Consider the following 22,663-nt stretch of genomic DNA (forward strand, 5'->3'; position numbering starts at 1 on the left):
TAAAGTGTGGGGACAGAACATGATTCACGGTCTTTATGACTAATGAAAACTCGGTCTTATTCCACACTTTGATGTTGAATGTTTATGCAAATTTATAACGATAAATTATTATACAATGAATATAAAACAACTCATTTTAACTACCAGCGGGCTTCTGCTCGCTGGTATCGTTGAGGCTCAGTCGGCTCATCCGAACGTGATCTTGATCTATACGGACGATCATGGATCACTGGACGTGAACTGCTTTGGGGCGAAAGATTTATGTACTCCCCATATGGATGCCTTGGCAAATCAAGGCGTTCGCTTTACCCAGTTTTATGGGGCGGCGGTTAGCTCGGTGTCGAGGGCTTCCTTATTGACGGGACAATTCGCCAAACGTGCGGGACTTACAGTGAATGCGGGAGGGAATAGTTTCTTACCGGTAGAGAAAGAGACTATAGCCGAGCGAATGAAATCGAATGGCTACCGTACCGCCTTGATCGGAAAGTGGCATTTGGGCGACCGTATAGAACAGGGGCCGAACGCACAGGGTTTCGATTACTTTTGGGGAATACGAGGAGGATGTGTGGATAATTATTCCCATTTCTATTATTGGGGTGGCCCGAATCGGCATGATTTGTGGCAGAATGAGAGGGAGATCTATTCTCCGGGCAACTTTTTCGCCGCAGAGAACCTGAAAGAGATCAAGAAATTCGCTACGGAAGATAAAGAGAAACCGTTCTTTATCTATTGGGCGGTAAATATCCCTCATTACCCATTGCAGCCCAGCGAGAAATGGTTGGATTATTATGCGGACCTACCTAATCCCAGAAGAATGTATGCGGCGTTTGTCTCTACTTTCGATGATTATTTAGGGGAGTTACGTACCTTCTTGGCTGCCGAGGGGTTGGCCGATAATACCATCTTGATCTTCCAATCGGATAACGGGCATAGCATGGAGGAACGTACTTTTAGAGGAGGAGGCTATAGCGGTCCTTACCGGGCCGGAAAATTCTCTTTGTTTGAGGGAGGTATCCGGGTTCCGGCTATCATCTGCTGGCCCAAGGTGCTGCCACAAGGTGAGGTACGTGATCAGGTTGCGATGAATATCGATTGGTTTCCTACCTTGGTCGAATTATGCGGTCTTTCAGCGGAAGGGATGGATGTGGATGGAAAGAGCTTACTCCCACTTATCAAAGACAGTTCCAAATCTTCTCCTCATAAGGCACTTCATTTTGATTTTGGGAAGCAATGGGCTGTCCGTTGCGGGGAATGGAAATTAATAGCGAATCCCCATGACGTGACTCCGGAGGGAGAGAAGGTCCTTAATGAGTTGTTCCTTTCCAACTTAGAAAAGGATAACACGGAACATATGAATTTCAAAGATCAATATCCCGAGAAAGTAAAGGAGTTGCAAGCGATGAGAGATGCTTTTGAGCGTTCTTTAGAAAAGTGATAATCCTAGGACTATTCTTGCTTTAAAAAATGTAAAAAGAAAGAACGTCTGATTATGTATGTTTATATTTGTTTAATTAAAAGCCAATATATCAATAAATAATATCATGAAGAATAAACTAATGTTACTGACGGCCGCCTCAGCCTTTTCAATGGCAGGCATAGCTGCTGATTACACGAATATCGTCCTGATTAATTTGGATGATGTGGGGTACGGAGATTTTTCTTTTAATGGGGCTTACGGATATACCACTCCGAATATCGACAAAATGGCGGCGGAAGGCGTTCGTTTTACACACTTCTTGGCGGGACAGCCGATCAGTGGAGCGTCTCGTGCCGGTTTGTTGACCGGTTGCTATCCGAATCGTATCGGTTTTGCCGGCGCTCCGGGACCGGATTCGAACTACGGAATCCATCCGGATGAGATGACGATCGCAGAGGTATTGAAACAGAAAGGATATAGTACCGCTATCTTCGGTAAATGGCATTTAGGTAGCCAAAAGGAATTTCTTCCCTTGCAAAATGGCTTCGATGAGTATTATGGTTTGCCGTATTCTAACGATATGTGGCCATTCCACCCGCAACAAGGTGAGGTCTTTAATTTCCCGGATTTGCCGACTTATGACGGAAACGAGATTATCGGTTATAATACGGACCAAACACGGTTGACTACGGATTATACCACCCGTTCTGTTAATTTCATCAAGAAGAATAAGAATAAGCCTTTCTTCTTGTATCTGGCTCATAATATGCCCCATGTACCGTTGGCCGTTTCCGATAAATTCAAGGGAAAGAGCGAGCAGGGTTTATATGGCGACGTGATGATGGAGATCGACTGGAGTGTAGGTGAGATATTCAAGACATTGCGTGAGCTGGGCTTGGAAGATAATACGTTGGTGATCTTGACTTCCGATAATGGCCCTTGGACCAATTACGGGAATCATGCCGGTTCAGCCGGTGGGTTACGTGAGGCAAAGGCTACGACCTTTGATGGTGGTAACCGGGTTCCTTGTATCATGTACTGGAAAGGTAAGACGTTGCCGGGCACGACTTGTAATAAGTTAGCTTCTAATATCGACCTTCTTCCTACGTTTGCTGAGATCACGCAGGCCCCGCTGCCTACTCGCAAGATTGATGGCGTTAGTATCTTATCATTGATAGAGGGCAAGAAAGATGCGAATCCTCGTGAATCCTTTGTCTATTATTATAACAAGAATGACTTGGAGGCTGTCACGGACGGTATGTTTAAGCTGGTATTCCCTCATAAATACGTTACTTACGGGGCTTATGAGCCGGGAAACGACGGCCAGCCGGGTAAGTTGACGAATCTGGAGATCATGAAACCGGAGATGTACGACTTGCGCCGTGATCCGGGAGAGCGTTATAACGTGATCACCCAGTATCCTGAGGAAGCCGCGAAATTGATGAAGATCGCCGACCTGAAACGTCATGAGTTAGGGGATAACCTAATGCGCGTAAAGGGAACGGAGCGTAGGGAACCGGGTCTAGTACAAGGGAAAAAACGTCATGACCTATGAAACAATCGATCATAAGTATCGGAATGACTGCCTGTTGTCTTTCGGGGAACGGGCAGTTCCTCTTTGCCGCCGATAAACCGGCGCAAGAGGAACGTCCCAATATCTTGTTTATCCTTTCGGATGATCATACTTCCCAGTCTTGGGGCATTTACGGGGGGGTGTTGGGTGATTATGCCCGGAACGAGAATATCCGTCGCTTGGCTGCGGAGGGCTGCGTGTTAGATAATTGTTTTTGTACGAACTCGATCTCTTCCCCTAGTCGTGCAGCGATCTTGACCGGAGCCTATAGTCACGTGAACGGTGTTTACACGTTAAGTGATTCCTTTGATCCGGAGCAGGATAATATCGCCAAGCAAATGCGGGCGGGAGGCTATCAGACCGCTTTGGTCGGTAAATGGCATCTGAAAACGCAACCGCAAGGTTTCGACTTTTATTCCGTGTTTCATGACCAAGGCGAGTACCGAGACCCTACTTTTATAAATTGTACGGAACCTTGGCCGGGTGAGCGTAATTTCGGGGAGCGGGTACGAGGTTTCTCCACGGATATCGTGACGGATAAGGCGATCCGTTGGATGAAAGAGGCCGATAAGGACCGGCCTTTCATGATGTGTTGTCATTTCAAGGCTACACACGAACCTTGGGATTTTCCAGAACGGATGAGGCATTTGTATGACGGCGTTGTTTTCCCGGAACCGGAGAACTTATTTGATTGGGGGCCGGAGACGAATGGACGTACCTTCTCCGGACAGCCTTTGGAGGAGTTGGCCCGTCGTTGGGACGTGGCGTCGCAAGACCCTGATAAATGGTGGTGCCGGTATCCGGAGTTGCCTTTTACGACGAAGGGCATGCATCGATCTGCCGCCCGTAGCGCCGCTTACCAGAAATTGGTGTGCGACTATCTGCGTTGCGGGGCTACGATCGACGATAATATCGGGAAGTTATTGAAAGCGCTGGACGATATGGGAATCGCCGATAATACGATCGTGGTATACGTATCCGACCAAGGTTATTTCTTAGGAGAGCATGGTTTCTTCGATAAGCGTATGATGTATGAGGAGTCTCTACGTATGCCTTTCGTGATCCGTTACCCGAAAGAGATCCCGGCGGGGACCCGCAATAAGGATATGATCTTGAACGTGGATTTTGCCTCTTTGCTGGCGGATTACGCAGGCGTGAAGACCCCGAAAGAATCGCAGGGCCATAGTTTTCGCGATAATCTGAAAGGAAATACCCCAAAGGATTGGCGTAAGGAGATGTATTATCGTTATTGGACCCAACATTCGAACCGTCCGGCCCATATGGGTATCCGTAATGAGCGGTATAAACTGATGTTTTTCTATGGCGACCGTCTGAATATGACTGGTTCGGAGGATAAGACCACGACACCAGCATGGGAGTTTTACGACCTTCAATCCGATCCTCGTGAGAATCACAACGCTTACAACGATCCCCAATACGCCAAGATCATCCGGCAAATGAAGGAGGAGATGCTGAAGCTGCGGAAAGATGTTAAGGATGAGGACACGAATACTCCTAAAATGAAGGAGATTATGGATACCTATTATTGGTAAAAAGAAAACGGAGGGAGACGTAGCGTGCTGCGTCGCCTATCCTTTGTAATAGAAGTCCACGCTAGCAACCGAGAGGGAGTGTGGTATGTTATAAAGCATGTATTTCTAGAAAGAAGAAGGAATTTGTTCTTTTGTGAAAAAGAAGTCTTATGTTTGTGCACGATATGAAAAACAGGGTTTATATGGCCCCGTTATCAGTAAACAACCAACCTTGACATGAATACAAACAGAGATAAGGCTGTCTCTTTTGGGCGGGACGGCGGAGATGTCCGCCGTCCCGTTTTTTTTGTCAATGAGCCAGAGCCCTACGTGACATCCGTTCCAGCTCCGGGGGAGCCAGAGCGGAATATCGCCCGCTGGCTGTGTGAATAATGACAAGCTGCGTCTCCCCGGATACCTATTTCGTTAACTCATAAGCCTCTATCACGCACTCCAAAGCGCAAGCGTTTGCTGCCGAGCTTTCCTTGTGGAAAGGGCCGTACCAATAACAACCGAAGCTTTTGGATGTGGGGTCATAATCTTTCGTGATGATGGATTCTGCGTTTTTCAAGATGAAATCTTTATAAGCCGGATTCTTTGTCACTTCATACAGGAAGGCTAAATGACGGATGAAGATACCCTTAAATTGGACACCGTCGTTGCTATCATCGATCTCGGGCTTCATCTCACGAAGTATACCCTCGTCGGTTACCAATTGCGTGGTAATGGTAGCGTCGGCGATCTTTTCCGCTAGCTCCAAGTAAGATTTATCGTTGGTTTGGAGATACATCTCGGCTAAGACAGCGATGGCTACGCCTTGGTTATACGTGTAGTGGGCGTTGCGGTTGGGGGTACAATCGTCTTTCGTGCCGTCCTCGATTTGGTAGATGTCCGTATTGATCATGCCGGTTTGCGTATACCAATCCACGTTCTTCTTGAACCAGTCGAGATACGCCGGATTTTGGGTCGCTTTATATAATCGGATAGCTGTCAGGGAGAACAGGTTGTTCGCTATGGAGTTCTTGTAATGCAAAGGGTTCTTTTTCCAGAAGATGCCACCTCCGCAAGCGTCGCTCCAGCCAGTTGTCATATCATCGAATATGATCTCGGCCATATCTAGGTACTTTTTCTCTCCGGTCAGTTTGGAGGCCTCGATCCATGCCAATGCCCACCAACCCTCGTCATCGTAATAATCATTGATGAAGTTGTCGCAATAACGGGGAGTACCGGTTGAGTCTACGCCTACTTGGTAATGACGGGCTTTCTCGAATACATCCTCTATGACAGATGGGATGGCCGGATCTTTGGTTACGGCGCCGTAGCGAATGGTGGCGGTCAATACGTTCGCCGAGTTCCACCAGCCGGCTGTTTCCCAGATACCGGTCGTGTCGTTTCTCCAGCTTAGGGAGGTTTGTACGCTTTCTCGCATCTTTCCCTCAAAAGGGGAAGGTTTGCTACAGGATAGCATGAAAAATACAAGCAATACGCTTGTTAGGAAATGTTTGTACATACGTATTTATGAAAATAAGATTAGATTAAGCCACAAAGATAAATGATCTTTTTGAACTTTAGTTAAACTTTGTACCTTTGTCTGACGGAATCTAAGATACTTCAATATTAATCATAAAAGAAAAACACGGTAAGATGAAAAAGCAAATCTTATTTATTTGTTGTGCGGTAATCGCATACTGCCTGAGCGCCTGTAATACGGCACCTCAGCAAGCGCCTTTGAAAGAGAAGAATCTGCCAAAGCATGTAATCTTGATCGGTTTCGACGGCTTGAGCGCCCATTGCTTGAATAATGGGGCGGATATGCCTACTTTCCGTAAGATGATGGCGGAAGGCGCCTCCACGTTAGAGAATCGTTCGATCCTGCCTTCGTCGAGTGCTTGTAATTGGGCTTCCATGTTTATGGGAGCGGGACCGGAGTTGCACGGATATACGGAGTGGGGATCTCGTACGCCGGAGCTTCCTTCGCGTGTCGTGAATAGCGACAACCGTTTCCCGAATATTTTCGGCCTGTACCGGGATAAGGCTCCCGAGGCCGAGATCGGCTATATCTATGAGTGGGAAGGTATGAATTATCTGGTGGATACCTTGGCCATGAGCTTCCGTAAGCATGCCCCGATGTCGACTGAGAACCCGAACGGATGTACCCCGGTAGCCGTTCAGTATATCAAGGAGAAGAAGCCGAGCCTTTGCGCGATCATATACGATCAGCCGGATGGTACCGGACATGGCAAGGGTTGGAGCTCCCCGGAGTATTTCGCGATGGTGAATCATTTGGACAGTTGCTTGACGCAAGTGATGGACGCCGTTCGTGAGGCGGATATCATGGATGATACGGTGGTTATACTGACGGCCGACCACGGCGGTATCGAGACCGGTCACGGTGGCAAGACGATGAACGAGATGCAAACCCCGATCGTTTTCTATGGAAAGAACGTAAAGAAAGGCTTCAAGATCCCGGAGAGTACGATGGTATATGATATCGCTGGCACGATAGCTTGCCTCTTGGACGTACCGCAGCCGCAGGTGTGGATCGCCCGTCCGATATTATCAGCTTTCGAGGATAATTAAAAACATAGATCATGAAGAAAGTTATTTATTCTTTTATTTTTCTTTTTTGCGCCGTATTAACCTTACAGGCGGAGACAATGGTGGTTGCCACCTATAATTTGCGTAACGCCAACGGCGGCGATTCCACGAACGGTAACGGTTGGGGACAACGCTATCCTTACATCGCCCAGATCGTACAATTTCACGGGTTCGATATCTTTGGTACCCAAGAGGGCAAATATCCGCAATTGCAGGACTTGAGGCAAGCCATGCCCGGATATGATTATATCGGTGTGGGACGTGACGATGGTAAGCGGGCGGGAGAGCATTCGGCTATCTTTTACCGCACGGACAAGTTCGAGGTTTTGGAGCATGGCGATTTCTGGCTATCCGAGATCACCGACCGTCCGAATAAGGGCTGGGATGCCGTCCTTCCCCGTATCTGTACGTGGGGTGAGTTCCGGGATAAGCAAACCGGTTTCACTTTCTTGTTCTTCAACCTTCACATGGACCATGTAGGCGTACAGGCACGTGCCGAGAGCGCCAAGCTGATCTTGGAGAAGATCAAGGAGTTCCCCAAGAAACTTCCCGCTATCCTTACCGGCGATTTCAACGTGGACCAAACAAGTGAGTCCTATCAGTTGTTAGATGGTTCCGGTATCATGCGTGACTCTTATGAGATCGCTGATTTCCGCTATGCCCCGAATGGTACCTTCAACGGTTTCCATCCGGACCGCAAGACCGATAGCCGTATCGACCACCTTTTTCTTACGAAAGAATTTGAGGTGAAGAAGTATGGAATCTTAACGGATACTTATCGCTCCGAGGCGAAAGAAAGCGCCCGGAAGGAGCAAAACGGTAATTTCCCGAAAGAGGTGTCATTGAGTAAATATGAGGCCCGTACCCCTTCCGACCACTTTCCCGTAATGATCGTTGTGGAAGTAAAAGACTGAGGTTTTAGAAAAATTGGTTATTATTAACCCCGTAATCTTTATCAAATTTGTTTAGATCTTGTTATATAATCAGAATATTGACTAAAACGATCTAAACAAATTTGGTATGATACGTAAATTATTGATTCGTGATTTGACTCTTCGCGATGGTCAGCAATCGGCATTCGCTACAAGAATGTCTCAAGCGCAAATAGACCGTGTACTTCCTTACTACAAAGACGCAGGCTTTTATGCCATGGAAGTATGGGGTGGGGCGGTTCCCGATTCCGTGATGCGTTATTTAGGTGAGAATCCGTGGGATCGTTTAGAGATCATCAAAGAGAAAATAGGAAATTCCTCCGAGTTATCCGCTCTTTCCCGTGGGCGTAATTTATTCGGTTATAATCCTTATCCCGACGAGATTATAGAAGGCTTTTGCCGGAACTCGATTCGTTCCGGTATCGATATCATGCGTATTTTCGATGCTTTGAACGACGTGGATAACGTGAAATCCACGATCCGTTATGTGAAGAAATTCGGGGGAAAGGCCGACTGTGCCATCTGTTATACGATAGATCCTCACCATTCCCCGGTAGAACGTATAAAAGCCGCCTTGCATGGACGGCCCTTGCATAAGCCTGTTTTTACGAATGAGTATTTCTTAAACAAGGCCCTTCAACTGGAGTCGCTGGGCGCAGATATGATCACCCTGAAGGATATGAGTGGTTTGATACCTCCGGCTCGTACGGCGGAATTGGTGCGATTGTTCAAGAAGAGCTTGAAAGTACCGGTAGATTTTCATACGCATTGTACGCCCGGTTACGGATTGGCGTCGGTCGTATCCGCCATTATCAATGGGGTGGATATCGTTGATACGAATATATGGAACTTCGCCGGAGGACCAGCTGCTCCCGCAGTAGAACTGGTCTATATCTTCTGCAAGAAATTGGGTATCGAGCTGGATCTTGATATGGATGCGATCGCTAAGATCAACAAGGAATTATTGACGATCCGCAAGGAACTTTCCGCATTCGATACCGCTAAGAAATTCCCAAGGCCCTTTAATCCCGTAGAGGATAGTTTCCCCGCCGAGATCGACCGCTTCTTCAACGATGCCATCGAGGCCGCTCGGAAAGATAAGGAGGACGATTTGCTGCTTTATTGCCGTGCGATCGAGGAGTATTTTGATTTCCCCGAGCCGAACGAGTTGGTGAAAAAGGCGCAGATCCCGGGAGGTATGTACACAAATATGGTTGCCCAGTTGAAGCAATTGGGGCAGATCGACTTGTTGGAGAAGGCGATGTCGCTCATTCCGCAAGTACGGATGGATGCCGGCTTGCCTCCGTTGGTGACGCCTACGAGCCAGATTATCGGGGCGCAAGCGGTTTCCTGTGCGCTGGATGAGCTGAAAGGCCGCCCGATGTATAGTAATCCTTCCAACCAGTTTATCGCCTTGGTAAAAGGAGAGTATGGCAAGACGCCGATTCCGGTAGATCCGGCGTTTCGGTTGAAAATCACCGGCGTACAAAATGAGGTGCCTTACGACGGTTCCCATTACGTGATGCAAGAGAATCCTGTATTGGAGGATTTGGATGTGTTATTGGCTGAGAATGAGAAAGAAATACTGTTGCTGGAGTTATTCCCGACGGTAGCCCGTACATTTTTAACTAAATGGAAAGAACAAAAAGCGAGATCGAATGTTTAATAGTAGAAAGTCTTCAAATTTGGCATCCGTCATCTATTATATGTACGTTGCCGTTTAAACGGTGATACGAAAAGGCTCTCCGAATGGTAAGCGAACCATGGGAGAGCCTTCTTTATTTTATAAAGTGACTTTTTCGCGGACTTTACAAAGGGATCTTGTCTATACGACGTTGGTGGCGACCACCCTCAAAAGGTGTATCCAAGAATATCTCAACGATTTTCTTAGCCTCTTCCTTGCTGATAAAACGACCGGGCATTGATAACACGTTCGCGTCGTTATGCTCACGTGCCAGTTTCGCGATATCCTCTCGCCAGCATAAGGCGGCACGGACACCCCGATGTTTGTTCAAGGTCATACTAATGCCATTCCCTGTACCGCAGACAGCTATTCCCGGATAAACCTCGCCAGCTTCTACGGCCTTGCCCATCAGATGGGCGAAATCCGGATAATCGCAACTGTCAGAGGAATAAGTTCCAAAATCTTTATAAGACAATCCCCTTTCATCGAGGATTGTCTTTATATATTCTTTTAACTCAAAACCAGCGTGATCGCTACACAAACCTACTATACCCATCTTTATGCTAATAATTCTTTTACTTGGTTATAAACGTTCTTAGCCGTGAAACCTAATTTCTCGTCCAATACTTTGTAAGGGGCGGAGAAACCGAAGGATTCAAGTCCCCATACCTTGCCGTTAGGACCTACCAAACCTTCCAGATTAACCGGAAGACCAGCGGTTAAGCCGAAAATCCTGCTTCCTGCGGGAAGAATGGATTCTTGGTACTCTTTGCTTTGTGAACGGAATAGACCTTCGGAAGGAACGGAAACGATACGAACCTTTATGCCTTCAGCACGAAGTAAGGCGGCGCCCTCGACCAAAGTCGATACCTCGGAACCGGAAGCCAAAAGAATTACATCCGCGTTAGCGTCTTCATTGACGATATAGGCACCCTTTTCCGCCTGCAAAGCCTCTTGATAGCGGTTTTCCTTAGCGGGAAGATCTGTGATATTCTGACGGGAAAGAATCAACGCGGTAGGAGTGTAAACGTTCTCCATCGCTAGTTTCCATGCGATTGTTGTCTCCACAACGTCTGCCGGACGAAGTACCAACATGGAGTTGTGTCCCTTATGATTCTTCAATTTCTCTAATAAACGAACTTGAGCTTCTTGCTCTACCGGCTCGTGCGTAGGTCCGTCTTCTCCAACACGGAAAGCGTCGTGTGTCCAGATGAACTTAACGGGCTGCTCCATCAACGCGGCCATACGTAACGCAGGCTTCATGTAATCGGAGAATACGAAGAATGTACCGCAAGCGGCGATCACGCCACCATGTAAAGACATACCGATACAGATACAAGCCATAGAAAGCTCGGCTACACCTGCTTGGAAGAAAGCTCCGCTAAAGTCGCCTTTCACGAAAGCATGGGTCTTTTTCAAGAAGCCGTCTGTCTTATCGGAATTGGAAAGGTCGGCGGAAGCGACGATCATGTTTTCTACATGGGTAGCAAGCACTCCTAATACGGTAGCGGAAGCGGCACGGGTCGCTTGGTTCGCTTTCTGCTCGATTGCGGCCCAGTCGATTTGAGGAGCCTTTCCGGAGAACCATTGCTCCATCTTAGCCGCTAAGTCCGGGTGAGCTTTCGCCCATACGTCTTTCACGGCGTAACGTTCGGCGACGATTACTTCCAATTCTTTCGTGCGTTTGGCATATAATTCGGCTACCTCAGGAAGGATTGCGAACGGATGTTCCGGATCACCTCCTAGGTTCTTAATCGTATCCGCTATGGAAGCTCCTGCCGCGGATAAAGGTTGTCCGTGAGTAGATACCTTATTCTCGTAACAACTGTTATCAGCGCCAACAGCACCTTTCCCCATAACGGTGTTACCGATGATCAAAGTCGGTTTGGAGATCTCTGCCTTAGCCTCTTTTAAAGCCTTGCGGATCTCGTTTACGTCGTTACCGTTTATTTGAATGACTTTCCAACCCCAAGCCTCGTATTTCATGGCTACGTTCTCTGCGTCAACGTCTTCTACCTTGGTAGATAGCTGTACGTTGTTAGCGTCGTAGAACATGATCAAGTTGTCCAGTCCTAAAGTTCCGGCGATACGTCCGGCACCTTGGGAGATTTCCTCTTGGATACCTCCATCGGAAATATATGCGTAAATAGTCTGGTTCATTACTTCCTCACCCAGACGTGCTTTCAAGAATTTAGCCGCGATAGCCGCACCTACCGCATAAGTATGTCCTTGTCCCAACGGGCCGGACGTATTTTCGATACCACGCATAACGTCTACCTCAGGATGTCCCGGAGTAACGCTTCCCCATTGGCGGAACTGTTGAAGTTCATCCAATGTGAATTTGCCGCTTAAAGCCAGTACGGAATAAAGCATCGGAGACATATGTCCCGGGTCAAGGAAGAAACGATCGCGTCCTTCCCATTTGGGATTCTTGGGATCGTATATTAAGAACTCTGAGAACAGTACGTTAACAAAGTCTGCACCACCCATAGCGCCACCCGGGTGCCCGGAGTTCGCTTTCTCCACCATTGACGCAGCCAGTATACGGATGTTATCAGCTGCTTTGTTCATTACTTGAATATCGTTCATTTTATCAGATGAATTATTTATTTGACCGCAAAGATAATCAAACTCTTTGTAAGAGCCGTTATATCAATCAAACAATTCCTTTTCGGTAAAGGTTCCTATCTTCTTATATTTTTGATAAATTGAGAGATATTTAAGATAGCCCGCTGAGCGCCTTATTCTTGCGGATATACATCATTCGGATTAGAGCGAGAAGTCGAAACCCTGTTCAACCCATTTGTTGTATTTTTTCTCGTTGAATTTGTAGAGGAAAGCTCCTCGTTTGGAACTTTTCTTGTCTTTGATATCCAGTTTCTCCAGAATATCCATGGCGTTTAGCTTTTTGCGAAAGTTCCGTTTGTCTAAAGGGGTTTGGTAAATGGCCTCATACAATGTCTGTAGTTGGGGCAAGGTAAATTGCTCGGGAAGCAAATTGAAACCGATAGGGCGGCTTGCCGCTTTCTTTTTAAGGACGGATAACGTATCGTTTATCATTTGGTTATGGTCGAAAATCAAGTCAGGAAGCTCGGATATCTTGGTCCAAGTAGCGTTATGGTTTTCCAAGATCTCGGGACTAAAATCATTCATATTCACCAAGGAATAGTAAGCTACGGAGATAACCCGCTCCCCTAGGTCACGCGATACATCTCCGTAAGCCCCTATTTGTTCCATAAAAAGATGCTCGATGCCCGTGCAATCGGTTAATACCCGTGATGCTGCTTCATCCACGCTTTCCCCGGATTTCACGAAACCTCCCATAAGAGACCACTGTCCTTTCATCGGCTCGAACGAACGTTTGTATAATAAAACATTCAACTCCTTATTGTTAAACCCTAGAATGATACAATCTACGGCAACATAGAATTTTACTTCGTCTTGATAAAAAGCTGCTGACATCGTTTTATGGATTTTAAAGATTAACAGAGCTTGCGTGCTCCGTCGCTGATTACTACATTATATAATTTAGGTTCACGCCCAAACTTCTCTTTATAAGCGGAGAAGGCTTTCTTCACGAAATCGTCGTACAACTCATCCTTAACCAAGTTGATCGTACAACCACCGAATCCTCCACCCATGACACGAGAACCCGTTACACCACATTCCTTGGCGATATCGTTCAAGAAATCCAGTTCCTCGCAGCTAACTTCATAAAGCTTGCTCATACCTTGATGCGTGCCGTACATCTTTTCGCCGACAGTCTCATAGTCGCCTTTCTCCAAAGCGGCACATACGTCGAGTACACGTTGGATTTCCTCGATAACATATTCGGCACGCATGTAATCCTCTGCGCTGACATCCGCTTTTACCTCGTTCAGCATCTCCATCGTAGCGTCACGTAAGAACTCTACTTTCGGATGGTTGCGGCGAATGGCGGCTACCACGTTCTCGCAGGATTTACGGCGTTTGTTGTAGGCTGAGGACGCCAACTCATGCTTAACGACCGAATCCAATAATACGAGTTTGTAACCAACCGGATTAAACGGATAATATTTATATTCCAAAGAACGGCAATCCAAGCGGATCAAACTTCCGGCCTTGCCGAATACGGAAGCGAATTGGTCCATGATACCGCAATTCACGCCACAATAATTATGTTCTGTAGCTTGACCGATCTTAGCCAACTCGAATTTATCGATATTCAATGAGAATAAGTCATTCAATGCGAAAGCATAAGTACTTTCCAATGCGGCGGAAGAAGACATTCCAGCGCCCAGAGGTACGTCTCCAGCGAATACGGTATCGAAACCTTGGATATTACCACCTCGTTTAATAATCTCCCGGCATACGCCAAAGATATATCTAGCCCAGCTTGCGGAAGGAGCGTCCTCCTCGGTCAAGCCAAATTCAGCGTAATCATTTAAGTCGATGGAGAACGCCCGGACTTTGCCCGTCCCATTCGGTTTGATCTCGGCGATCATCCCTTTATCTACAGCACCCGGAAAAACGAAACCTCCATTATAATCAGTGTGTTCACCGATCAAGTTAATACGTCCCGGGGATGTGTATAAGCTACCTTCGGTATTAAATAACTCTTTAAATTTAGTTCTGATTTTTTGTTGCATGATACTTAATTTGATTAAGGTAAATAATTGAATAAACAAGAAGAAATTACCCATTCAGATAACTCTGCCGGATAATTTCTTCTTTATCATATTATGTCCTGTCCTTATTATTCAACAGGAATGTCTTTGTTTACGTTCTTGCTACCGATCAAAGCGTAATATAGCAAATATGCCAATCCTAGGAATACCACCCAAAAGCTAGTAATGAAACCGCCAGCGTCGGCTACAGCTCCTTGGATCAACGGAAGAATACCTCCACCGCAAACCATCACCATGAAGATACCGGAAGCGGCTGCCGTATATTTACCTAAACCTTCTACTGCCAAGTTGAAGATACCACCCCACATGATGGAAGTACATAAACCACAAAGAGCCATGAACATGATTCCAACCGGAACCTCAACCATACCGAAAGAGATATCAGACAAGAATACAGGCATACTAACTTTTGTCGTAGCAGGGGCGAAGATAGCGATCAAGATAAAGATCATACCTACCGTGGCGGCTGATGACAACATCGCCTTACTAGAGATCTTAGCTCCGAAAGAGGCACCGAACAGACGTCCGATCATCATCAAGAACCAATATGTACCCACGATAGAACCGGCTACTGTAGGATCGATACCGATCTCAGGAGAAGTAGCGAACAAGTTCATGAAGTTAGGAATACCTACTTCGACACCCACATACAAGAAGATTGCGATGGCACCTAAAATGAAGTGACGGAAAGAAAGCGCGCTGTGCTTGTCCGGAGTCTTGGCTTCATTTTCTTTAACCATATGCGGTTCCGGAATTTGCATGCAGAACAATACGATAAATACGATGGCAAAGATACCCATAGCCAAGAACAATGCCGGGTTAGCGTCACTGATCTGAGCCTTAGCAGCGTCACCGATCAAATAACCAACCAATACCGGAACGATCGTAGCGCCGATAGAGTTCACGGAACCGGCAACCTGAATTAATTGGTTACCTTTGTTTCCACCACCACCTAGCGTGTTCAACATCGGGTTTACTACGGTATTCAACATACACATAGAGAAACCGGACACGAAAGCACCTGTCAAATAAACAGCGTAGCTACCAGCCACACCGGAAAGATAAGAAATGCCTACACCACAGAAACCTACGATGATCGCTAACAAAGCGGTTTTCTTGTAACCGATCTTCTGCAATAGCATACCGGCCGGAATACCCATGAAGGCATAGGCGATAAAGTTAGCTGCGTTACCCAGCTGCGACATGAAGTTGCTGGCAGCGAACTGGTTCTTAACGATGATACCGAATGGGTTCTGTAGACCCGTCACGAAAGATATCATGAAGAAGAGAGCCACCATCATGATAATAGGCAATGTGTAATTCTTTTTTGCTGTTGATTCCATTTCTTTTTTGTTGTTTTAGATTATTAGATTACTTAAATTATTCTCTTATTCTACACTGAATTTATAAATAGTAGTACTTTGGAAAACCTCGCCCGGGCGGAGTTCCGTTGTCGGATATTCCGGTTTGTTGGGGCTATCGGGGAAATGTTGGGTTTCCAGACATAAAGCGGCCCGTTCCGGGTAGCGTTGTCCGTTCTTACCTTCGAAATTCCCAGTCATCCAGTTACCTGTGTATAATTGCACGCCCGGTTGAGTCGTATAAGTTTCCATTACGATACCGGTCTTGGGGGAGGAGCAGCGAGCGCAGTAAGAAAGTTCGTTGTCCTCTTTATTTAATATGTACGTGTGGTCATATCCCTTACCGAATATAAGCTGTTCGAAATTGTCATTGATTCGTTCGCCTACCTCATGAGGAGTCCGGAAGTCCATCGGTGTACCTTCTACTTTCTCTTTAGGTCCGTACGGGATTGCCGTATTGTCCGTAGGCAGGTAATAGTCGGCGTTGATCGTGAGGATATGGTCTCCTATATAAGGATCTCCCGCACCGGATAGGTTAAAATAAGAATGATTGGTTAGGTTCAAGACCGTAGGTTTGTCCGTAGAGGCTTGATAGGAGATAACGACCTCATTCTCATTTGTCAGATGATAAGTTACGGTTGTCTTTAGTTCTCCGGGGAAACCTTCCTCGCCATCGGCGGAGGTATATTTCAATTCAATGGTTTGCTCGTCTATTTGTTTGGCGTCCCATACGACCGCATTGAATCCCTTGATTCCGCCATGCAAGCTATTGGGGCCATTATTTATGGCTAATTTGTCATAAGTAATACCGTCGATCGTGAATTTTCCAGCGGCGATACGATTTCCATAACGACCGCAAATGGCACCGAAATAAGGTTCTTCTGATGTTAAGTACTCTTCAATCGAATTATGGCCAGTAACGACATCGGTCATTTTTCCGTCCTTATCCGGAACCATCAGCGAGACGATTTTCGCTCCATAATTCGTGATCGCTAGCTCTGCTCCAACCTTGTTACACAGGGTATAAAGCGCCGTTTCTTTCCCGTCAATTTGCTTGCTGAAGTTAGCAACAGACAAGCCCGACAGTGTATTTATGTTCTTCATGCGTATCAATATTATTGAAATTGCGTGTAAAAGTAACTTTCTTCTTTGTATTTATAACCTTTCTGAATAATGTTTTATAGCATGATTTTAGATTTGTCTGCCAAAAATATATAATTATCGCTTGTTTATACGTCAAGTCCTTGATTCTTCTCTTAGGCTAAAAAAACAAAACAACTCTTGTCTTACCCCTGTTATTAGTAAAACAGAGATAGAAAGAAATTGTCCATGCGGTCATCCTATAAATATATCATACTCATACTCTTTGTGCTTATGCCCGGCTTGCTTTATTCCCAATCTCAAGATTGGGTACGTAAGTCCATTTATCCGCAAGCGGATAGTGGTAAAAGCAAGATCTATAATTGGATGTGGGGGAGGCATTATCGTCACCTTTATACGATCCCGATCAGGGTTCCTTCGGCTACGATAGAAACGTTGGGGGGTGGGATGGATATCGTCGGGCAAGCGGAAGGGTTTCACGGATTATTGTTGGAGAATAAGCGTAAGCAATTGTATTTGCTAAAGCCCTTGGGTGGCTCTACGAGTTTCTTGGAGTCGAAGTTTTTCCGGGAAATATATAATAAGACTGATTTTAAGAATACATATTTGGATGAGTTCTTAGGAGACGCTTATACGATTATCAATCCCTATACCTTTTTGGTCGCAGATTATTTAGCGAAGTCCGCGGGATTGAGTTTTTCTCCCTCCCGTATTTACTATATTCCTTCCCACATGCGGAAAGACACGGTTGCGGACGGCAGCGACATACAAGATAGGCTGGTCAATCTAATCAATGTTCCGGATATTAATTTAAGGTCTAATTTGTATACCACGGAAGACTTTCTAGACAGCCTTCAAGTGAGTAAAAACTATATGGCGGATCAAAATCTATACATTCGGGAACGTATTTTCGATATGTGGACCGGAGATTGGAATAAGACGAACGAAAACTGGGAGTGGCAGTCACATACCGTCAATAATAGCGTAATTTATACCCCGATCGTGATCGATAGGAATCATGCTTTCACGAAGGTGGACGGAGTATTGTTCAAGCAAATGTTGAAGATGTTATCGTTGGATTTTATCTGTAATTATGATAGCCTGATTTTAAAAGATACAAAGAAAATCAATAAGCTAGCTTTTGCGCTGGATATGGCGGTAGCAGGCCGCAGTGATGAGTCGGTTTGGATACGCCAAGCCCAAGAAATTCAGAGACAGATGACCGACTCTTTGATCGATAGCGCTTTTACTTATTTGCCGGAAGGTGTAAAACATGATGAGATAGAACTGATTAAACGAAAGTTGAAACGAAGGAGGCTAGAGTTGGAAGCGGTTGCCAGCCAATATTATCGCTTATTGCAACGTACGCCAGTGGTTGCCGGAACCAATCAATCCGATTATTTCTTAATCGAGCGGCAAGCGCCGGACCGGACTGTTTTACGGATTTATGATCCCGAGACCGGAGACTGTAGGTTGGAACAACAATTCTCCGGCAAGGAAACCAAAGAACTGTGGTTATATGGGCTTGCGGGAAACGATACGTTTGAAGTGAAGGGAAATACACGGAAAGATTTTCCGATATACTTGATCTCCGGAGAGGGGGAGAACCAATACCAATTGAATCATAACCGGAAAATACATGTCTATGATAAAGATTATAAATATGATTACCAGAAGATAAAATACCATAAGATATCTTTTACCCCGTGGGGAATATATGATTCGGATAAAGGTATTAGTTTGGGTACGTTCTTTACATATACGATGTATGGCTTTAAACGAGCCCCATTCACCTATCAGCATCGGATCGGGTATAATTATTTGAAAGGGTTCATGTATGCAGGTATCTTCCCTAATTATGATGACCGGAGACGTTTATACCTAAATGCCTCCATTTCTTCACCCCGTAACTTCGAGAACTTCTTCGGATTTGGAAATAATACGGCGGGCTATAAAGAGGAGAAAAAGAATTATAACCGGGTGAAGCTCCGGACGTATATGTTTAATCCATCCTTCGAGATGGATTTGAGGAAAGAAGAGGTGATGACTTTCTTTGGCTCTTTGGATATGTACAAGGCTAAACGTACGGATGATCGATATATTTATACGGTTTATGGAGAAGATCATCCTATTTTCCGCACGAATTATTTCGTAGGTCTTGGCGCTACTTACCGGATAACGAAACAGCCTTATTCGTGGCTTCCCCTATTGGAAACCGAATGGACGGCCGGATGGAAAATGAATTTGAAAAAGCCGGAACGTAATTTCCCCTATGCGCAGGGAAGCCTTTCATGGAACGTACGGTTCTCGGATCGTTTTACTTGGGCCTCCTTGATGAAGGGAACGGTATTATTCGATAATGACTATGAGTTCTATCAAGCCGCCACGATTGATTTAAGGGGATTCCGTGAGAACCGTTTTATCGGAAAGCAATCCTTTTACCAATACTCGGATTTACGCTTGGACATGGGAAAACTAAAGAATCCGTTCACTCCCTTAAAATATGGTCTATTCGCGGGCTTTGATTATGGGCGGGTCTGGTTTCCCGGTGAGCGTTCCCATAGTTGGCATACTTCCTATGGTGGCGGGATTTGGCTTACTTTCTTGAATAAGTTCACCACTAAATATTCTTGGTTCGGCTCGACGGATAGTTTCCGGTTCGCCTTTGAGTTGGGGCTTGGGTTTTGATATAGCCTCAAACTTACACGGGACTGATGAGGGAAATTCTCATCATGATAAGGAGGGTTATTGTCTATTTCTATATTTGTTCTTGTCTTCTGTCGTATGACCCGGTAAAAACGTGTACGTGTTTTCCGAAAAACATGTACGACTTTTGTGGAAAACATGTACGTGTTTTTTCAGAAATATAATCATGTTTTTAAGGCTGATGATAATCAATGATTTACATATTCGTGTTATTTGCATGCTTATTGTTTGGATTTATTGAGTGAAAATCTATACATTTGCCTTTGATCAATTTTGTTCTTGTTATGAAATGGTTAAGGGCAATGTTTTTGTGCATGGTCGTTTTTGCCGCATTGACTGTGGTCGCCAACGATTCTTTCTCCCAAAAGGAGGTACGGGCGTGTGCTTCTACATCTTTATTTTCAATAGCGAATAAAGAGCCGGCTGCTTTCATCTCTTTTCAAGAAATCATAACTCCTTTGACGTCTTTCTCCGCTTTTGGGGAGAAACTTTTGTATCTTATTGCCTCATTGAATTTTTTCCTCGCTTTGTTTACCCAGTCGGTAGCTTTGTTGTTTTACGAACGGAGGGTAAGTTATGTTCGATTAAAATCCGTCTTTTGGCAAGAGCGATACTCTTGCTATGTGCTTTGTCGTATGCTGAATTAGACATGATTATGCCCTGTCTTCAAGGGCATAGAGGAGAGTTGTGTCAATTTATTTTATACGAAAAACAAGCGTATCATGAACTCTATATATCGAAATTTTATTATCACGTTGAAGGCAAATAAAATGGCGGCAACACTAAATATATGCGGCCTCGTTATCGCCTTTACTTTATTTGATAGCGTAGCTATCCGTACGGAATCCGAACGAACTTTTGATAAAATACACTCGAAAGCCGAGGCTATTTATCGATTGGATTGTGTGACAAGTAAAAGTCAATGGCCTACGCAAATCCTGCCTTTCGCCCAAGCATTTGCCTCGTCTTCTCCACATATATTGGAAAGTACGATCATAAATCCTTACATAGGGGAAGTTTATTTTACGATCGGGAGGGACGAGATTCTCAAAGGTTATAAGGAACCGGTGATAACCTGTACTCCGGGGATCGTTTCTATATTTGACTTCCAATTGGTGGAAGGTTCACTAGATTGCTTAGATGATCCGGAGAAATGCCTTTTGCCGGAAAGTATGGTCCGGAAGATATTTGGCGAGTCATCGGCTATTGGTAAGGAGTTGCTTGCGGAAGAAGAGATTTGGAGCAAGGAACGAAAATCACTAGTCGTAGGAGGAGTTTATAAAGATTTCCCGGAAAATACACAATTGAATAATGCCATTTATACTTCTTTATCGTCGACTTATTGTATGGATGATTGGGATAACTGGATTTTCCTTTGTTATGTCCTTTTAGATGATCCGTCACAAAAAGATCTCATTTGCTCCCAGTTTAACCAAGCATTTCCCTTCAAGCAATACGAGAGGCTCCAAGAGGTACAGACCCGTTTGGTGAATTTATGCGATATTTATTATATGAATGATATGAATAGTGTTACTTACATAAAATCAGGGAATAAAAGACAAACGGATTTGTTGTTTAGCGCTTCGTTTCTAGTGGTATTGATAGCAGTGATTAATTTTATAAACTTTACAATGGCATTGGTTCCGGCAAGAATAAAAAGTATTAACATCCGCAAAATTCTAGGGGACTCGGTATGGCGGTTGCGTGGATTTCTTTGGTTAGAGTCTTTTCTTTTTGCGCTATTGTCTTATGCTATATCCTTTTTGCTGTTATTGGTTTATGAAGGTTGCATTGGAGGAGGGTTTCATATGAAGGGAATAGTTTTTTTTGGTGGATTATTTATGACTTTGTGTGCGGGACTATTGGCCGGTGCATATCCGGCTATTTATGCAACTTCTATTCCTCAGCGAATCGTGCTGAACGGTTCTTTTGGTTTGTCTCCAAAGGGAAAAAGAATGCGGGAATGTCTGGTTGGTTTTCAGTATACGGTTTCAATTATATTGATCGTCCTGTCACTGTTTATTTATAAGCAGATAGAGACAATGCGGAGTCATTCCTTTGGTTTCGGGAATGATAATGTAGTTGTCGTAGAATTGAATAAGGAGATAACCGAGAAATATAAAGAGAATTTTACCAACTGTTTGCGTGGTTATGCGGGAATTGAGGATGTGGCTTTCGCCGCTAGTAAGATAGGAGCGACCAATGAGAATCGTGGCGGGGCCGCAGAGTTTAATGGAGAGACTATTTATTTTTATTATTTGAATGTATCACCTAATTTTTTATCCCTTATGGATATTACCGCGAACGAGGGACGTGTCTCAAGGATGGAAGATGGGAGGAATAAAGAGTTGCTTTTGGTTTTTGACCAAAAAGCGAAAAGGCAATTAAACCTTCATGTGGGTGACCGTATGAAAACCTTTTGGGGGAATGATGCCCGGGTATTAGGATTTACGGATGAGGTGGTGATCGCTTCCACACATAAAGCATCGGAGTCGCTAGCTACTTATCCTGTCGCTTTTGTGACGAATGAAGAATTATATATGCCTTACGCTTATATAAAGTTGATGCCGGGGGCTGATAAAGGGAATGTTTTACTTTATATTAGGAATATGCTCAACGAACTTTCCCCTTCATGTTTACCTGATTTTGAGTTTTGCGATACATTCTCCCGGCATCTGTATGAAAAAGAAATCCAGTTTGGCGACCGGGTTATTTTATCCAGTGTTTTATCTATCTGGATGGCATTGGCAGGTATTTTAAGTCTGGTATTGTTTGATGTCCACTATCAGCGGCGAGAAATTGGTATAAGGCGGGTGTATGGATCTTCCGTGAGTGAGATACTATATCGTTTGAATAAAGTCTATTTAAAGGTCTTGCTCATTAGTTTTGTTATCGCGATTCCAGTTTCCTATTATTTTATGGAGAGATGGGGCAGTAATTTTATGGAGAAAGTCCCTGTCAGTTATTTGATTTATTTTGTCGCATTGCTAGGGATCAGTATCCTGACGGTAGGAGTGGTCACGTTCCAAAGTTGGAGGGCGGCGAATGAGAATCCGGTGGATATGTTATAGACAACTTACATCGGCAACGAA

17 protein-coding genes are annotated in these 22,663 nt (G+C 45.0%); 9 read left to right on the top strand and 8 right to left on the bottom strand.

Annotated elements, in window-relative coordinates; all coding sequences use genetic code 11:
* The first annotated feature begins 115 nt into the window (after positions 1–115).
* The 4 genes from NBH16_RS15045 to NBH16_RS15060 all read left to right on the top strand — a co-directional run bounded on the left by NBH16_RS15045 (position 116) and on the right by NBH16_RS15060 (position 4,915).
* Positions 116–1,435: a sulfatase family protein gene (locus NBH16_RS15045; RefSeq protein ID WP_250788825.1), complete on the top strand. Its 1,320-nt coding sequence runs from the start codon at positions 116–118 to the stop codon at positions 1,433–1,435.
* A 106-nt stretch (positions 1,436–1,541) separates the two neighbouring features.
* Positions 1,542–2,972, top strand: coding sequence for a sulfatase family protein (locus tag NBH16_RS15050; RefSeq protein WP_005866329.1), 1,431 nt, complete (start codon positions 1,542–1,544; stop codon positions 2,970–2,972).
* The gene (locus NBH16_RS15055) at positions 2,969–4,543 is read left to right on the top strand and encodes a sulfatase family protein (protein ID WP_250788826.1); all 1,575 of its coding nucleotides are present in this window, start codon (positions 2,969–2,971) and stop codon (positions 4,541–4,543) included. Before NBH16_RS15050 ends, NBH16_RS15055 begins: the two co-directional genes overlap by 4 nt.
* Before the next feature lie 216 nt (positions 4,544–4,759).
* Positions 4,760–4,915: a hypothetical protein gene (locus tag NBH16_RS15060; protein ID WP_227805375.1), complete on the top strand. Its 156-nt coding sequence runs from the start codon at positions 4,760–4,762 to the stop codon at positions 4,913–4,915.
* 25 nt (positions 4,916–4,940) lie between these two features.
* On the opposite strand, the gene NBH16_RS15065 is transcribed toward NBH16_RS15060, so the two are convergent.
* Positions 4,941–6,032 (bottom strand): glycoside hydrolase family 76 protein, encoded by a 1,092-nt coding sequence (locus tag NBH16_RS15065; RefSeq protein WP_057329147.1) that lies wholly within the window; start codon positions 6,030–6,032, stop codon positions 4,941–4,943.
* A gap of 134 nt (positions 6,033–6,166) precedes the next feature.
* On the opposite strand from NBH16_RS15065, the gene NBH16_RS15070 reads away from it, so the two are divergent.
* The 3 genes from NBH16_RS15070 to NBH16_RS15080 all read left to right on the top strand — a co-directional run bounded on the left by NBH16_RS15070 (position 6,167) and on the right by NBH16_RS15080 (position 9,718).
* Entirely contained in the window at positions 6,167–7,102 is a 936-nt protein-coding gene (locus NBH16_RS15070) for an alkaline phosphatase family protein (RefSeq protein WP_250788827.1), read from the top strand.
* Positions 7,103–7,113: 11 nt separating this feature from the next.
* A complete protein-coding gene (locus tag NBH16_RS15075) occupies positions 7,114–8,034 on the top strand; it encodes an endonuclease/exonuclease/phosphatase family protein (protein WP_005858105.1) in 921 nt (306 codons plus the stop codon).
* A gap of 106 nt (positions 8,035–8,140) precedes the next feature.
* Positions 8,141–9,718, top strand: coding sequence for a hydroxymethylglutaryl-CoA lyase-like TIM-barrel protein (locus NBH16_RS15080; RefSeq protein WP_250788828.1), 1,578 nt, complete (start codon positions 8,141–8,143; stop codon positions 9,716–9,718).
* A gap of 142 nt (positions 9,719–9,860) precedes the next feature.
* On the opposite strand, the gene rpiB is transcribed toward NBH16_RS15080, so the two are convergent.
* The 6 genes from rpiB to NBH16_RS15110 form a co-directional block, all read right to left on the bottom strand.
* Positions 9,861–10,292, bottom strand: a complete 432-nt coding sequence (rpiB, locus tag NBH16_RS15085; RefSeq protein WP_005866347.1) for a ribose 5-phosphate isomerase B — start codon at positions 10,290–10,292, stop codon at positions 9,861–9,863.
* Positions 10,293–10,294: 2 nt separating this feature from the next.
* Positions 10,295–12,325 (bottom strand): transketolase family protein, encoded by a 2,031-nt coding sequence (locus NBH16_RS15090; protein ID WP_146374856.1) that lies wholly within the window; start codon positions 12,323–12,325, stop codon positions 10,295–10,297.
* Positions 12,326–12,505: 180 nt separating this feature from the next.
* Entirely contained in the window at positions 12,506–13,198 is a 693-nt protein-coding gene (locus NBH16_RS15095; protein ID WP_008774257.1) for an NUDIX hydrolase, read from the bottom strand.
* A gap of 20 nt (positions 13,199–13,218) precedes the next feature.
* A complete protein-coding gene (gene galK / locus NBH16_RS15100; RefSeq protein ID WP_048927859.1) occupies positions 13,219–14,364 on the bottom strand; it encodes a galactokinase in 1,146 nt (381 codons plus the stop codon).
* 107 nt (positions 14,365–14,471) lie between these two features.
* Entirely contained in the window at positions 14,472–15,746 is a 1,275-nt protein-coding gene (locus tag NBH16_RS15105) for an MFS transporter (RefSeq protein WP_005866353.1), read from the bottom strand.
* Positions 15,747–15,791: 45 nt separating this feature from the next.
* Positions 15,792–16,868: an aldose epimerase family protein gene (locus tag NBH16_RS15110; protein ID WP_211737380.1), complete on the bottom strand. Its 1,077-nt coding sequence runs from the start codon at positions 16,866–16,868 to the stop codon at positions 15,792–15,794.
* 225 nt (positions 16,869–17,093) lie between these two features.
* Here NBH16_RS15110 and NBH16_RS15115 point away from each other — a divergent pair, with 225 nt between their 5' ends.
* A complete protein-coding gene (locus NBH16_RS15115) occupies positions 17,094–19,553 on the top strand; it encodes a ShlB/FhaC/HecB family protein (RefSeq protein WP_211737381.1) in 2,460 nt (819 codons plus the stop codon).
* A gap of 214 nt (positions 19,554–19,767) precedes the next feature.
* Here NBH16_RS15115 and NBH16_RS15120 read toward each other — a convergent pair whose 3' ends face one another.
* Complete coding sequence (locus NBH16_RS15120; protein ID WP_154396500.1) at positions 19,768–20,004, bottom strand: hypothetical protein; 237 nt, start codon at positions 20,002–20,004, stop codon at positions 19,768–19,770.
* Between the two features lie 289 nt (positions 20,005–20,293).
* Between NBH16_RS15120 and NBH16_RS15125 the strand changes: the two genes are divergently transcribed.
* Complete coding sequence (locus NBH16_RS15125) at positions 20,294–22,642, top strand: ABC transporter permease (protein ID WP_122115088.1); 2,349 nt, start codon at positions 20,294–20,296, stop codon at positions 22,640–22,642.
* Positions 22,643–22,663 lie beyond the last annotated feature (21 nt).

The organism is Parabacteroides sp. Y3-G-102 (assembly GCF_023656845.1).
In the GTDB taxonomy this organism is placed as follows: Bacteria; Bacteroidota; Bacteroidia; order Bacteroidales; family Tannerellaceae; genus Parabacteroides; species Parabacteroides distasonis.

Excerpts from the sequence above, each read along its gene's own strand:
- NBH16_RS15045 (WP_250788825.1), top strand. The coding sequence starts at position 116 with ATGAATATAAAACAACTCATTTTAACTACCAGCGGGCTTCTGCTCGCT.
- NBH16_RS15050 (WP_005866329.1), top strand. The coding sequence starts at position 1,542 with ATGAAGAATAAACTAATGTTACTGACGGCCGCCTCAGCCTTTTCAATG.
- NBH16_RS15055 (WP_250788826.1), top strand. The coding sequence starts at position 2,969 with ATGAAACAATCGATCATAAGTATCGGAATGACTGCCTGTTGTCTTTCG.
- NBH16_RS15060 (WP_227805375.1), top strand. The coding sequence starts at position 4,760 with ATGAATACAAACAGAGATAAGGCTGTCTCTTTTGGGCGGGACGGCGGA.
- NBH16_RS15065 (WP_057329147.1), bottom strand. The coding sequence starts at position 6,032 with ATGTACAAACATTTCCTAACAAGCGTATTGCTTGTATTTTTCATGCTA.
- NBH16_RS15070 (WP_250788827.1), top strand. The coding sequence starts at position 6,167 with ATGAAAAAGCAAATCTTATTTATTTGTTGTGCGGTAATCGCATACTGC.
- NBH16_RS15075 (WP_005858105.1), top strand. The coding sequence starts at position 7,114 with ATGAAGAAAGTTATTTATTCTTTTATTTTTCTTTTTTGCGCCGTATTA.
- NBH16_RS15080 (WP_250788828.1), top strand. The coding sequence starts at position 8,141 with ATGATACGTAAATTATTGATTCGTGATTTGACTCTTCGCGATGGTCAG.
- rpiB (WP_005866347.1), bottom strand. The coding sequence starts at position 10,292 with ATGGGTATAGTAGGTTTGTGTAGCGATCACGCTGGTTTTGAGTTAAAA.
- NBH16_RS15090 (WP_146374856.1), bottom strand. The coding sequence starts at position 12,325 with ATGAACGATATTCAAGTAATGAACAAAGCAGCTGATAACATCCGTATA.
- NBH16_RS15095 (WP_008774257.1), bottom strand. The coding sequence starts at position 13,198 with ATGTCAGCAGCTTTTTATCAAGACGAAGTAAAATTCTATGTTGCCGTA.
- galK (WP_048927859.1), bottom strand. The coding sequence starts at position 14,364 with ATGCAACAAAAAATCAGAACTAAATTTAAAGAGTTATTTAATACCGAA.
- NBH16_RS15105 (WP_005866353.1), bottom strand. The coding sequence starts at position 15,746 with ATGGAATCAACAGCAAAAAAGAATTACACATTGCCTATTATCATGATG.
- NBH16_RS15110 (WP_211737380.1), bottom strand. The coding sequence starts at position 16,868 with ATGAAGAACATAAATACACTGTCGGGCTTGTCTGTTGCTAACTTCAGC.
- NBH16_RS15115 (WP_211737381.1), top strand. The coding sequence starts at position 17,094 with ATGCGGTCATCCTATAAATATATCATACTCATACTCTTTGTGCTTATG.
- NBH16_RS15120 (WP_154396500.1), bottom strand. The coding sequence starts at position 20,004 with ATGAAAGCAGCCGGCTCTTTATTCGCTATTGAAAATAAAGATGTAGAA.
- NBH16_RS15125 (WP_122115088.1), top strand. The coding sequence starts at position 20,294 with ATGAACTCTATATATCGAAATTTTATTATCACGTTGAAGGCAAATAAA.